The organism is Bradyrhizobium sp. Cp5.3 (assembly GCF_000426265.1).
GTDB classification, from domain to species: domain Bacteria; phylum Pseudomonadota; class Alphaproteobacteria; order Rhizobiales; family Xanthobacteraceae; genus Bradyrhizobium; species Bradyrhizobium neotropicale.
In genome coordinates, this window is the sequence record NZ_AUFA01000008.1 from 338,472 (window position 1) to 351,606 (window position 13,135).

Genomic DNA, 13,135 nt, shown 5'->3' on the forward strand with positions numbered 1-13,135 from the left:
CGGACCCACCGCGCTCAAAAACACGTCGTTCGTTCGGCGGCGATGTAGCCGAACAACAGGCCTGCGCCGAACAACAGAACGAGACCGGCGGCGGCGAATTCGATGCCGCGCATGAACAGGGCGCCCCTGCCGTCACGCGCGCCGCTGAGGCGACCGGCGACGTCCTTGGCGGAGACGGCGACGACGGCGATGGCCGCGACCGTGATTGCGGTGCCGAGCCCCATCAGGAAGGTCGCGGCGATGCCGGCCCAGAACAGGCCCTGGGCAAGCGCGAACACCAGGACCAGGATCGCGCCCGAGCACGGACGGATGCCGACGGTGAAGATCGCGGCGAATCCGCGCCGCCAGCCGCCGGGCCCGGCCAGCTCGCTCGGCGCGGGGCCGTGGGAGTGGCCGCAATGCTCGTCATGAACGTGGTCATGACCGTGGTGGTGATGGGCGTGACCATGGCCATGGCCCTGGTCATGATCATGGCCCTGATGATCATGCGCATCGTGATGGTGGTGATGGTCGTGATCATGCTGATGCGGGACGCCTGCGATCGCCGGCACCGGCTGGGCCGCCTGGAGCGTGCGGATGAAGGCGCCACCCTTGACCCAGACGAGGCGCAGGCCGAACGCCGCGATCAGTGCGTAGCTCACAATCTCGATCGCCCCCTCCGCCTTGCACATGGTTTTCGCCGTCGCATTCAGCGCCCAGGCCGAGATGACGACGATGAGGATCGCCACCAGCGACTGCATGAGCGCCGAGGCAAACGACAGCGCGATGCCGCGCCGCGCGGTCTCGCGGTTGGCGACGAGATAGGAGGCAATCACCGCCTTGCCGTGACCCGGACCGGCCGCATGGAAGATGCCGTAGGCGAAGGAGATCGCAAGCAGCGTCCACACCGCCGAGCCATCGGATTTGGCGGCGCGGATGGTCGCCGACATCTGACGGTAGAATTCCGATTGCTTGGCCAGCAACCAGCCGATGATGCCGCCGGCCTCGGGCTGGGGAGCCTGCGCGGGGCGCGGCGCACCAAACGGATTCTGCGCGAGGAGATCGTGAAGCGCGGCATCCGCCACGCCCACGACGAGGAAAACCACAGCGCAGGCGACGAGCCCACGCGTCAGTCGGCAATGAGGACGACAGATCAAGGGCAATCCACCGTGATCTTGTTGGCGAACATCATGCCGAAATTGGTGTTCTCGCCGTTGATAAAGGTCTGCTCATTGAGCTTCTGGGCGGTGGCGGAGCCGTCGCCCGGCCGCTCCAGCTTCATCTGGCAACCGGCGGGCGCGCCAACCAGCTTGACCGGGTTGTCCTTGGCCATCTGGAAATCGATGAAGAAGGAACGGTCGAACACCTCCAGCACCAGCTGCTTGGACTTGACCGGATTCTTCAGCGGCAGCGTGAAGTGCAGGGTCAGGACCGTATCCTTGTAGTCGAGGAAGTAGTCGACCGGCTCCTGGAAACGCTCCTTCTTGCCGTCGGCGCGCGCGAACGTGAAGTAGGCGTATTCCTTCAGCGACTCGACGTTCGTCTGCGCCAGCGGCGTCAGCTCCTCGCGCGTATAGGTGCCCTTGGTCTTGCCCTCGAGCCCCTGCACCGCATAGGCCGAGAACATGTCGTCGAAGGTCCAGGCGTGGCGGACGCCGGTGATCGTGCCGTCCTCCGCATAGATCAGCTCGCTGGTCGCGGTGATCCAGACATGCGGATGCGCCTCCGCCGCGCCGGCCGCAAGCGAAAGGCCGGCGCCAAGCAGCACCCCGAACAGGCGGCGCATGTCCATCAGGCGGCCTTCGCGTCGTCGAGCAGGCCCCGGCGGCGAAGCAGCGCGTCGGGCTCCGGTGGACGGCCGCGGAAGGCCTCGTAGGCGGCTTCCGGATCGACCGATCCACCCGACGAGTAGATGTCGTCGTGCAGGCGCTTTGCCACCGCCGGATCGAAGATGTTGCCGGCCTCCTCGAACGCGCCGAAGGCGTCGGCGTCCATCACCTCGGACCACATGTAGCTGTAATAACCGGCGGCGTAATGATCGCCGGAGAAGATGTGACCGAATTGCGAGGGCCGGTGGCGCAGCGAGATCTCCTCGGGCATTCCGATCTTCTCCAGCTCCTTCTTCTCGAAGGCCCGGACGTCGGTAGCCGCCGTGGCTGGCTGGGTGTGGAATTCGAGGTCGACCAGGGCCGAGGAGACAAACTCGACGGTGGCAAAGCCCTGGTTGAACTTTCGCGCGGCGAGGAAGCGCTGGAGCAGGTCGTCAGGCAGTGGCTCGCCGGTCTGATAGTGGCGGGCGAACTGCTGCAGCACCTCGGGCCGCTCCTGCCAATGCTCGTAGAGCTGGGAGGGCAGCTCCACGAAGTCAGTGAACACGGAGGTGCCCGACAGCGACGGGTAGGTCACGTTGGAGAGCATGCCGTGAAGGCCGTGGCCGAACTCGTGGAACAGGGTGCGGGCATCGTCGGGCGAGAGCAGTGAGGGTTCGCCGCCGGCGCCCTTGGCGAAGTTGCAGACATTGATGACCAGCGGCGCGATCTCGCCGTCGAGCTTCTGCTGGTCGCGCAGCGAGGTCATCCAGGCGCCGGAGCGTTTTGACGGCCGGGCGTAGTAGTCGCCATAGAACAGCGCCTTGTGCTTGCCGTCGCGGTCCCGGACCTCCCAGACCCGGACGTCCGGATGCCAGGTGGGGATGTCCTTGCGCTCGACGAAGGTAATGCCGAACAGGCGTGTGGCGCAGTCGAAGGCGGCGGCGATCATGTGGTCGAGCGTCAGATACGGCTTGATCGCGGCGTCATCGAAATTGGCGCGCTGCAGGCGGAGCTTTTCGGCGTAGTAGCGCCAGTCCCAGGGCGCGAGCTGGAAATTGCCGCCCTCGGTCGTGATCATCGCCTGCATCTCGTCGCGGTCGGCGAGCGCGCGGGCCCGGGCCGGCTTCCAGACCCGCTCCAGAAGGCCCCGCACCGCGTCCGGCGTCTTGGCCATGGAGTCCTCGAGGCGGTAGGCGGCGAAGGTCGGGTAGCCCAGGAGATTGGCGCTCTCCTCCCGCAGCTTCAGGATCTCGACGATGGTCGTGTTGTTGTCGTTGGCGTTGCCGTTGTCGCCGCGCGCCGTGAAGGCCTTGTAAACCTTCTCGCGGAGATCGCGGCGGCCCGAGCTCTTCAGGAACGGCTCGACCGAGGAGCGCGACAGCGTGACGATGGCCTTGCCGGCCATCCCGCGCTCTTCTGCCGCAGCCTTGGCGGCCGCGACAAAACTGTCAGGCAGGCCCTGGCGGTCGTCCTCGCTGAGCTCCATGAACCACTCCTGCTCGTCGCCGAGCAGATGATGGCTGAAGGTGGTGCCGAGCTGGGCGAGCCTCTCGTTGATCTCGGCCATCCGCGTCTTGGCCTCCTCGGAGAGGCCGGCGCCGGCGCGATGGAAGCGGGTGTAGGTGCGCTCCAGGAGACGAAGCTGCTCCGGCGTGAGATTGAGCGCGGTGCGATTTTCGTGCAGCTGGGCGATGCGACCAAACAGCACGGCGTTCATCATGATCGGATTCCAGTGCCGCGCCATCCGCAAGGAGACCTCCTTGTCGATCTCCAGGATGGCCGGATTGGAGTGCGCCGAGACCAGGTCGTAGAAGACGGCCGCGACCTTGTTCAGGAGCTTGCCGGAGCGCTCCAGCGCCGTGATCGTGTTGGCGAAGTCGGGCGCGGCCGGATCATTGGTGATCGCCGCGACTTCGGCGGAGTGGTCGGCGAAGGCCTGCTCGAAGGCCGGGACGAAGTGCTCCGGCTGGATCTCGTCGAACGGCGGGGTCGCAAACGGCGTCACCCAGGCCTTCAGCAGCGGATTGTCGTCGGCCGGCGCGGCGCCGGTATCTTGGCGGGGTTCTGACATCGTAGGTCCCGTTTTTTGAGCTGGTTTGTTGCGGCCAGCTATAGCACGCCATAGGGCTTTTTTGGGCCTTTTGCCCTTGCTCCCGGCCGCCTTTTCGGGGAGATTGCGGCCCTCCCAGACTACGGACCTTTTGCCTATGAACGCGCCTGCCTCTTCCTCCCGCCAGATCGTCTGGCGCAGCGTCATCACCGTCATCAGCGCCGCCATCCTGATCGGCGCCGAGGTGTTCGGCGCGGCCTTCGCCGGCGGCTGGGCGCTCGCGATCCTGTTCGGGCTCGGCGATCAAGGCGCGCACATCCTCCAGGCCGTGCTGTTCGCACTCGGCGTGCTCGTGATGACCGCCTTCGTCCGCGCAGCTCAGCGCGTCGAGCCTTTCACGAAGCGCGGCTGACGCACACGCGCGCGAGCGACACGCGCGCTGCGCAGAAAACTTAACGCCTGTTCATCTGAGCGTCGCTTGCGCATCACAGCGCAAGCAGATGTTAGGCAATTCTGTCCTCAGCCTAAAAAAATTCTTGCGAAGCCGAGTCAAAACGCTTATGTGCGGACTTGCCCAATTTCGCACGTGCCTGTGGTCGTGTGTCAGTCGGTAGGTATCCGGACAAGAGGCCGGACAGCCGCCAAGGGGTGAAGAAGCCGAGGGGCTCTTCGGAAGTGCAGAAGTCGGCAGACTGAAGAAGTCCAAGACTGAAGCAAACCCGAAGCGTCCAGCATCTCTCTCAAAGAGATGCCATGTCGAAGGTGACTTCGCTCTTTGCAACCGTGACTGGCAGCCGGAGGCGAACCGGCGCACCTCGTTCTCAACGGGGGACGCGACTTAAAGCAACGACGGATCGGGCTTTTTTGGTCTCTACCGGCATTCCAACGCCGGCGCGGGCTACTGAAAAGGCTTGTCCTTCATTGCCAGGTGAGCGGGCGGGAAAATTCCCAACCAATCCACGGCAGCACAATTCGGTCCTCGAGCTCGAGGCAATGTCGCGTCTCCATCGTGCGGCATCGCCAAAGCGCTCATGGCCGAGAACATTTTGAACGGGTCCCTGTCGCAAAGGGCCGTTTGGAGGGTGCTATGACCGATCGCATCAGGGAATTCCTGCGCAACCGCAGCAGCGAAGGTCTCGATACCGAGCCGTGCCTCGTCGTCGACCTCGAGGTCGTGCGCGACAATTACCAGAGCTTTGCCAAGGCGCTGCCCGACAGCCGCGTGTTCTATGCCGTAAAGGCGAACCCGGCGCCGGAAGTGCTGTCCCTGCTCGCCTCCATGGGCTCCTGCTTCGACACCGCAACGGTCGCCGAGATCGAGATGGCGCTGGCCGCGGGCGCGACGCCCGACCGCATCTCCTTCGGCAACACGATCAAGAAGGAGCGCGACATCGCGCGCGCCTTCGCGCTCGGCATTCGCCTGTTCGCGGTCGATTGCGCCGCCGAGGTCGAGAAGGTCGCCCGTGCCGCCCCCGGGGCGAAGGTGTTCTGCCGCATCCTCTACGACTGCGCCGGCGCCGAGTGGCCGCTGTCGCGCAAGTTCGGCTGCGACCCGGAGATGGCGGTCGAGGTGCTCGACGTCGCCAAGCGTCTGGGCCTCGAGCCGTGCGGCATCTCCTTCCATGTCGGCTCGCAGCAGCGCAAGGTGAAGGCGTGGGACCGCGCGCTGGCGATGGCCTCGCAGGTGTTCCGCGACTGCGCCGAGCGCGGCATCAACCTCTCCATGGTCAACATGGGCGGGGGCTTCCCGACCAAGTACCTGAAGGACGTGCCGCCGGTCGTCACCTACGGCCGCTCGATCTTCCGCGCACTGCGCAAGCACTTCGGCAACCAGATTCCGGAAACCATCATCGAGCCGGGTCGCGGCATGGTGGGCAATGCCGGCATCATCGAGTCCGAGGTCGTGCTCATCTCGAAGAAGAGCGACGAGGACGAGGTGCGCTGGGTGTACCTGGACATCGGCAAGTTCGGCGGTCTCGCCGAGACCATGGACGAGTCGATCCGCTACGCCATCCGCACCCCGCATGACGGGGCGGACATGACGCCGTGCGTGCTCGCAGGGCCAACCTGCGATTCCGCCGACGTGCTGTACGAGAAGAACCCGTATCCGCTCCCCGTCACGCTCGAGATCGGCGACAAGGTGCTGATCGAAGGGACCGGGGCCTATACGTCGACCTACTCGTCGGTGGCGTTCAACGGCATCCCGCCGCTGAGGACCTACCACATCTGATCCGCCTCTTTTTCGAGGCTCGATGAACCGGGAGCCGGCCGTGCCGGCTCCTCCCTGACATCTTCGATTTCTGACGACGCCTTGGACCGGCGAGCCTTCGGGCCCGTGGGTTCAAGCGGGGACTGACGTGTCATGACTGCTCTTCGGAAGCCACAGGTCGCCCTCACCTCGAAAGCCGCTCCGTTCGCGATCCGTGCGGAGCGTGCTGCCGACGTTGCGATGCGTGAAGCGCTGCTCGATGCCTGCTTTGGCGAGAACCGCCATGGCCGCACCTGTCAGCGCCTGCGCGACGGACGCGCACCCGCCGCCGGCCTTGCGCTGTCGGCTGTGCGCGAGGGGAAACTCGTGGGTACCGTGCGGCTGTGGCATGTCAGCGCCGGAGGCAGGGCCGCTTTGGTCCTCGGACCGCTTGCGGTCGACCCTGCCTGCCGCGAGCTCGGGATCGGCGCCGCGCTGATGCATCAAGCGCTGGCCGCCGCCCGGGCGCGCGGGCATGCTGCCGTGATCCTGCTCGGCGATGCCCCCTACTACGCCCGCTTCGGCTTCTCCGGCGAGAAGACCGGCGAGCTCTCGCTGCCCGGCCCGTTCGAACGCGACCGCTTGCTGGCGCTCGAATTCACCGCGGGCGCGCTCGATGGCGCGTCCGGGATGGTCGTTGCGACCGGCGCTATCTTGCCCAAACGGAGGGCGGTTCGCGCCCTCCAAGCACACGCGGCCTAAGGGATTGCCATGATGGCGAAGACCGAAGCCGCATTCCGCGGCGATGCCCGGCCGCGCCTGCGCTAATCCCCGCTCCTTTGGGGTTGCGCGCCCCCCGGAAACGCCCTTTAACCCGCGAAACATCCCCTTCAGCCGAGGTCCAGCATCATGTCCCGTCGCCTGATTTCCACCGGCTCCCCATTCGAGAAGACCGCCGGCTACAGCCGTGCCGTGATCGACGGCGACTTCGCCTTCGTCGCGGGAACCACCGGCTACGACTACGCGACGATGAGCATGCCGGCCGATGTCACGAGCCAGTCACGCAACTGCTTCAAGACCATCGAATCCGCCCTGAAGGAGGGTGGTTTCGAGATGGCCGACATCGTCCGCGCGACCTACTACCTCACCGACGCCAGGGACGCGGACGCGCATTTCGCCGTCTGCGGCGAAGTCCTCGGCGAGATCCGCCCGGCGGCAACGCTGCTCGTCGTCTCGGCACTCTACAAGCCCGAGATGAAGGTCGAGATCGAAGTGACCGCGAAGCGCCGCACCTGACCCACCAACACCCAACCTAGACCGTTCACTTAGACCGTCTCCTGGAGATACTTGATGAGCCCCGCCTCGCAGATCTACGCGAAGATCACCGGCCCCATCGTCATGGTCGGCTTCGGCTCCATCGGCAAAGGCACGTTGCCGATGATCGAGCGGCATCTCGATTACGACAAGTCGCGCATCACCGTGATCGACCCCAAGGACGAGGGCCGCAAGGCGCATTGCGAGAAGCACAACGTACGCTTCATCCAGAAGGGCGTGACCAAGGACAATTATCGCGAACTGCTGACCCCGCTGCTCACCGAAGGCGGCGGCCAGGGTTTTTGCGTCAATCTCTCGGTCGATACCGGCTCGACCGACATCATGGAGCTCTGCAACGAGCTCGGCGCGCTTTATATCGACACCGTCAACGAGCCCTGGCTCGGCTTCTATTTCGATTCATCGAAGGGCCCGGAAGCGCGCTCCAACTACGCCCTGCGCGAAGTGACACTGGCCGCCAAGAAGGCGCGCCCCGCGGGCTCGACCACGGCAGTCTCCTGCTGTGGCGCCAATCCCGGCATGGTCTCCTTTTTCGTCAAGCAGGCGCTACTCAATGTCGCCGCCGATCTGAAGCTCAATGCTCCCAAGCCGAAGACCAAAGCCGAATGGGCGGACTTGATGCGGCAGGCCGGCGTCAAGGGCATCCACATCGCCGAACGCGACACCCAGCGCTCCAAGTCGCCGAAGGAGCCGGACGTCTTCGTCAACACCTGGTCGGTGGAAGGTTTCCTGTCGGAAGGCGTGCAGCCGTCCGAACTCGGTTGGGGCACCCATGAAAAATGGATGCCCGAGAATGCGCGCACCCACGAAGCCGGCTGCGGCGCCGCCATCTATCTGATGCAGCCCGGCGCCAACACGCGCGTGCGCACCTGGTGCCCGACCCGCGGCGCGCAGTATGGCTTCCTCGTTACCCACAACGAGTCGATCTCGATCTCCGATTACTTCACGGTGCGCGACGCATCGGGCACGGCGATCTATCGGCCGACCTGCCACTATGCCTATCACCCGGCCGACGATGCCGTGCTGTCGCTGCATGAAATGTTCGGCCGCGCAGCGAAGATGCAGGAAAAGCACCACATCCTCGATGAGAACGAAATCGTCGATGGCATCGACGAACTCGGCGTGCTGCTGTTCGGCCATGACAACAATGCCTACTGGTACGGCTCGCAGCTCTCCATCGAAGAGACCCGCAAACTCGCGCCCTATCAGAACGCGACCGGCCTGCAAGTGACCTCCGCCGTGCTCGCCGGCATGGTGTGGGCGCTGGAAAACCCGAACGAAGGCATCGTCGAAGCCGACGAGATGGATTTCGATCGTCTGCTTGAAATCCAGATGCCGTATCTCGGACCGGTGAAGGGTTTCTACACCGACTGGACGCCGCTGACGGATCGTCCGGGACTGTTTCCGGAAGATATCGATACGAGCGATCCCTGGCAGTTCCGGAATATCCTGGTGCGCTGAGGCGCGCTCCCTCCACCCGTCATTCCGGGGCGCGCCACTTGGCGCGAGCCCGGAATCCATCGAGCGGCAGTTCGTGTGGATGCATGGATGCCCGGCTCGCGCTACGCGCGCCCCGGAATGACGGCGGAGAAACCTACTTCTCCTTGGTCGGCGGCTCCTTGATCGGCGGGGCGATCTTCTCGGCAGGGGCCTGCGGCAGGACTGGCTTCGCCGCCCCCTGCGTCTGCGGATCAGGGCGTGCGGGCTCGGGCGCGGGCGTGGTCGGGCGCTCGCCGCCGGGCTTTGATTGCGCGGGAGTTTTGTCCTGATCGTCGGACGGTTTGCCCTGGAGTGGTCCCGTCGCCTGCGCCGTCTGCATCCGATACTCGGCCCGGATCTGCGCCAGTGACAGGCCCGATATCACCACGCCCGCCGCAAACAGCGAGCAGGCGACCATCAGGTCAATTTTCAGTCTGCGTTTGTCCTGGTTGCCGGGCATGTCGATCACCGCCGTTCATCCGCGGGATCAACGAATTCAAGGACACGCGGTTCCGCACCCGACCAGCCGGGAACCGCGCGCTCGCGCGCCGGAACGTCGCGTCACTCGGTGGTGCTGACTTCCCAGGTGGCGTGCCGCACGCCCGGCAGGTGCTGGAGATCGGTCGCCACCGCGTTCAGTTCGTTCGGATCGACCGCGGTCGCAACCAGCTTTGCGACGATCTCCAGATTGTCGTCCCCGATCTCGACCACGTCGACATCGGCCACCGGATATTTGGCGACCTCGAGCTTGTCCACGAGCCGGTCGCGCATGTCGGGCAAGGCGTCGGTCGCAACCGCGAGCTTGAAATAATAGGTCGCCTCCAGGGCCTTCTCGTTCAGCGGGATACGGTTGATGGCGTTGACCAGAGGCCGCAGCAGCGTGTTGCCGGCGATGATGAATACGGTCAGCACCACGGCTTGGGCGACGAGATCCGCGCCGGCGCAGGATCCGACCGCCGCCGAGGCCCACAGGGTCGCCGCGGTGTTGAGACCGCGCACGTCCATGCCCTGCTTCATGATGACGCCGGCGCCGAGGAAGCCGATGCCCGAGACGACGTAGGAGATCACCCGCACCGCACCGTCGGCCCCGGTCAGATGCATCGCCAGGTCAACGAACGCCGCGGCGCCGACAGCGACCAGCACATTGGTGCGCAGGCCCGCGGTGCGCTGCCGATATTGCCGCTCGGCGCCGATCAGCGTGCCCAGCACGAAGGCCGTGAACAGGCTGACCAGGGTGTCGGCGAAGTCAGCAAGCTGGAAGGTCGTCAGAAACCGCATGGCCCCCTATACGGTCAGAACAATGACAGATTAAAGCTCCAGAAGGCCGCCGTCCCCATTTTCATCCGCAAAGGCGAGCAACGTGCCCTTGGCGTTCCAGGCGAGCGCTGCAACCGGCGGGGTGCCGTTGCGGCGGACCAGGATCTCCGCGCCGTCCTCCAGACGCACCATCAGCACGGTGCCGTCGCCATAGCCCGCAGCGAGGATGTCGTTTTTTGGATGGCAGGCAACCACCGACACGCGCGCCTGGAGCGGCGCGATCATCGCGGGCTCCTTGCCCATCGGACCGTCCTTGCTCGCGAACGGCCACAGGATCACGGTGTCGGCGCCCGACGTCGCCAGTGCCTTGCCGCCCGCGCTCCAGGACATCGAGCGGACGCGGCCGGGATAGCCGGTCATGCGCATGTGCCGGTTGTCGGCGAGCCGCCAGCCATGCAGCGCCGGCTCGTGCATCGCGGTAACCAGGAATTTGTTGTCGGGGCTGAAGGTGACGCCGAGATGCGAGCCGGCCCAAGGCAGGAATTCGGCCGTGGCCGCCATGTTGGGAAACCACAGCGTCGCGCCATTATAATGCGCGATCGCGAGCCGCAGGCCCTTTGGCGCGAACGCAAGACCGCCGACGGTCGAGGGCACCTCGATCGATTTCTCCTCGTTCTTGCCGCTCTTGACGACAGCCGTCTTGCCGGCCGACCAGGCGAAAGCGCCATCGGCGTGCAGTGCCACCGCATCGATCCAGCGCCGCTTCGGATCGGTGGCGAGCAGCGTCACCTCGCCCTTGGCATCGAGGGCTGTGACCTTGCCGTCGTCGCCGCCCATGATGAGGCGTTTGCCGTCGGATGCGGTGGAGAGAATGCCGCCGCTATGAACGGCAACCTTGGTGACATCACCGCCCGCATCCACAAGCGCGACATTCTCCTCGCCGCCGACAAAGGCGGCACGGTCGCCGAGGAAATGCACGGAGGTCACGCCCATCCCGAGCGCGACCGGTTTGACGCGGTCGGTGACGGAGACGATCGAGGGTGAATCGGGGGCCGGCGTAAACTCTTTCATCACGAGACGATGCAGCTCTCAAAACCCTGGCGGATGGCCTCTTCCGGCAGTTCGCGGCCGATGAAGACGAGGCGGCTCTCGCGCGGCTCGCCGTCCTTCCATTTCCGCTGGTGGTTGCCCTCCAGCATCATGTGCACGCCCTGGAAGACATAGCGGTCTTCGTCGTCGTGGAAGGCGAGGATGCCCTTGGAGCGCAGGATCTTCTGGCCCTCCATCTGCACCAGGTTCTGGAGCCAGGGCATGAACACGTTCGGATCGAGCGGCTTGTCGGTCTTGAGCGCCAGCGACTGCATCTCCTCGTCGTGATAGTGCTTCAGGCCATGGCCGTGATCATGGTGGTGATGGTCGTGGCCGTGATGGTGATGATCGTGGTCGTGATCATGATCGTCGGCCTCGAGAAAATCCGGCTCGATGTCTAGGATGCGGTCGAGATCGAACGCGCCGCGATCGAGCACGTCAGCCAAGGCCACCGAGCAGCGCTCGGTGCGGTGGAGTTTCGCATAGGGATTGATGCCGCGGATACGGGCCTCGACTTCGGCGAGCTCCGGCTTGGTGACGAGATCGGTCTTGTTGAGCACGATCACGTCGGCGAAGGCGATCTGGTTCTTTGCCTCGGGCGCATCCTTCAGCCGGTCGGACAGCCATTTGGCATCCGCGACCGTGACGACCGCATCGAGGCGGGCGTTCTTCTGCACGTCCTCGTCGACGAAGAATGTCTGCGCGACCGGCGCCGGATCGGCGAGGCCCGTGGTCTCGACGATGATGGCGTCGAACTTGCCCTTGCGCTTCATCAGCCCTTCCATGATGCGCACGAGATCGCCGCGCACGGTGCAGCAGATGCAGCCATTGTTCATTTCGAACACTTCCTCATCGGCGCCGATGATGAGGTCGTTGTCGATGCCGATCTCGCCGAATTCATTGACGATGACGGCGTATTTCTTGCCGTGGTTCTCCGACAGGATGCGGTTCAAAAGCGTGGTCTTGCCGGCGCCGAGATAGCCGGTCAGGACGGTCACGGGAATCTTGGGGGCGGTCGCTTCAGACATAACAACTCCGGACTTCGGGCTTTTTCGCGCGACGCGAGGCGGGGTGGCCCCCGCCCTATTGGTCAAGCGCGCTGGTCAGGGCCTTTATATTGTGCCTGACCATATCAATGTAAGTGGGGGCTGGCCCCTTTTCGCCGGTCAAACCGTCCGAAATCAGGGTCCCGCCGACCCTTGCCCCGGTCTCCGCGGCGATCCGCCGGATCAGCCGGTCGTCGCTGATATTCTCAAGGAACACCGCCGGGATCTTTTGGGCCCTGATCTGGCCAATGATACCAGCGATATCGCGTGCGCTGGGCTCGGTTTCCGTCGAGACCCCCAAGGGGGCGATGAACTGGACGCCGTGTTCGGCGGCAAAATAGCCGAAGGCATTGTGGGTCGAGATCACCTTGCGCCGCTCGGGCGGGATTTGTGCGATCGCCTCGCGCACCTCGCGGTCGAGCGTTTCGAGCTTTTCCAGATAGGTCTTGGCCTGGGCGCGGAAGAAGTCGGCGTCATCCGGGTCGGCGGCGGCCAGTGCACTGGCAATGTTCGTCACATAGAGCTTGGCGTTCGTGACCGATTGCCAGGCATGCGGGTCGGCGTCCGATCCAAGCTTCAAGGGCACGATGCCGGCACTCGCGGTGACCACCTGCGCCCTGCCGCCGGAAGACTGCACGAGCCGCGGCAGCCAGCCCTCGAGGCCGAGCCCGTTGACGATCACGAGCCTTGCATCCGCGACCCGCTTCGCGTCACCCGGCGCCGGCGTATAAACATGGACGTCGCTGTCGGCGCCGACCAGTGTCGTGAGCTTGATGCGGTCGCCGCCGACATTGCGGACGAAATCGCCGAGGATCGAGAAGCTCGCAATCACGTTGAGCCGCTCTGCGGCGTCGAGCGGCGAAGCGATCAGCAAGAGCACACAAAGCAGGACAAGCCGCATCGG

The 13,135-nt window shown here is 64.9% G+C and carries 13 protein-coding genes; 5 read left to right on the forward strand and 8 right to left on the reverse strand.

The annotated features are described in order from the left end of the window. Positions 1–14: 14 nt before the first annotated feature. From K289_RS0113810 to K289_RS0113820, 3 genes are read right to left on the reverse strand one after another with little or no spacing between them, the layout of a single operon-like run. Positions 15–1,136, reverse strand: a complete 1,122-nt coding sequence (locus K289_RS0113810; RefSeq protein WP_371260808.1) for a nickel/cobalt transporter — start codon at positions 1,134–1,136, stop codon at positions 15–17. Next, entirely contained in the window at positions 1,133–1,771 is a 639-nt protein-coding gene (locus K289_RS0113815) for a DUF1007 family protein (protein ID WP_027552058.1), read from the reverse strand. The genes K289_RS0113810 and K289_RS0113815 overlap by 4 nt, the downstream gene beginning before the upstream one ends. Then, positions 1,771–3,861, reverse strand: a complete 2,091-nt coding sequence (locus K289_RS0113820) for a M3 family metallopeptidase (protein ID WP_027552059.1) — start codon at positions 3,859–3,861, stop codon at positions 1,771–1,773. Before K289_RS0113820 ends, K289_RS0113815 begins: the two co-directional genes overlap by 1 nt. A 136-nt stretch (positions 3,862–3,997) precedes the next feature. Between K289_RS0113820 and K289_RS0113825 the strand changes: the two genes are divergently transcribed. From K289_RS0113825 to K289_RS0113845, 5 genes are all read left to right on the forward strand, one after another. Continuing rightward, the gene (locus K289_RS0113825; protein WP_027552060.1) at positions 3,998–4,252 is read left to right on the forward strand and encodes a hypothetical protein; all 255 of its coding nucleotides are present in this window, start codon (positions 3,998–4,000) and stop codon (positions 4,250–4,252) included. Positions 4,253–4,927: 675 nt separating this feature from the next. Then, on the forward strand, positions 4,928–6,070 hold the full coding sequence (locus tag K289_RS0113830; RefSeq protein ID WP_027552061.1) for a type III PLP-dependent enzyme: 1,143 nt from the start codon (positions 4,928–4,930) through the stop codon (positions 6,068–6,070). Positions 6,071–6,202: 132 nt separating this feature from the next. Beyond that, positions 6,203–6,790, forward strand: a complete 588-nt coding sequence (locus K289_RS0113835; protein WP_027552062.1) for a GNAT family N-acetyltransferase — start codon at positions 6,203–6,205, stop codon at positions 6,788–6,790. A gap of 147 nt (positions 6,791–6,937) precedes the next feature. Further along, positions 6,938–7,324, forward strand: a complete 387-nt coding sequence (locus tag K289_RS0113840) for a RidA family protein (protein ID WP_027552063.1) — start codon at positions 6,938–6,940, stop codon at positions 7,322–7,324. Positions 7,325–7,378: 54 nt separating this feature from the next. Next, the gene (locus K289_RS0113845) at positions 7,379–8,821 is read left to right on the forward strand and encodes a homospermidine synthase (protein ID WP_027552064.1); all 1,443 of its coding nucleotides are present in this window, start codon (positions 7,379–7,381) and stop codon (positions 8,819–8,821) included. A 133-nt stretch (positions 8,822–8,954) separates the two neighbouring features. Here K289_RS0113845 and K289_RS51550 read toward each other — a convergent pair whose 3' ends face one another. From K289_RS51550 to K289_RS0113870, 5 genes are all read right to left on the reverse strand, one after another. After that, entirely contained in the window at positions 8,955–9,299 is a 345-nt protein-coding gene (locus K289_RS51550) for a hypothetical protein (protein ID WP_027552065.1), read from the reverse strand. Positions 9,300–9,400: 101 nt separating this feature from the next. Continuing rightward, complete coding sequence (locus K289_RS0113855; RefSeq protein WP_027552066.1) at positions 9,401–10,117, reverse strand: MgtC/SapB family protein; 717 nt, start codon at positions 10,115–10,117, stop codon at positions 9,401–9,403. Between the two features lie 30 nt (positions 10,118–10,147). Next, positions 10,148–11,167: a WD40 repeat domain-containing protein gene (locus K289_RS0113860; RefSeq protein WP_027552067.1), complete on the reverse strand. Its 1,020-nt coding sequence runs from the start codon at positions 11,165–11,167 to the stop codon at positions 10,148–10,150. After that, complete coding sequence (locus K289_RS0113865) at positions 11,167–12,213, reverse strand: GTP-binding protein (RefSeq protein ID WP_027552068.1); 1,047 nt, start codon at positions 12,211–12,213, stop codon at positions 11,167–11,169. The genes K289_RS0113860 and K289_RS0113865 overlap by 1 nt, the downstream gene beginning before the upstream one ends. A gap of 55 nt (positions 12,214–12,268) precedes the next feature. Beyond that, entirely contained in the window at positions 12,269–13,132 is an 864-nt protein-coding gene (locus tag K289_RS0113870; RefSeq protein WP_027552069.1) for a metal ABC transporter solute-binding protein, Zn/Mn family, read from the reverse strand. Positions 13,133–13,135 lie beyond the last annotated feature (3 nt).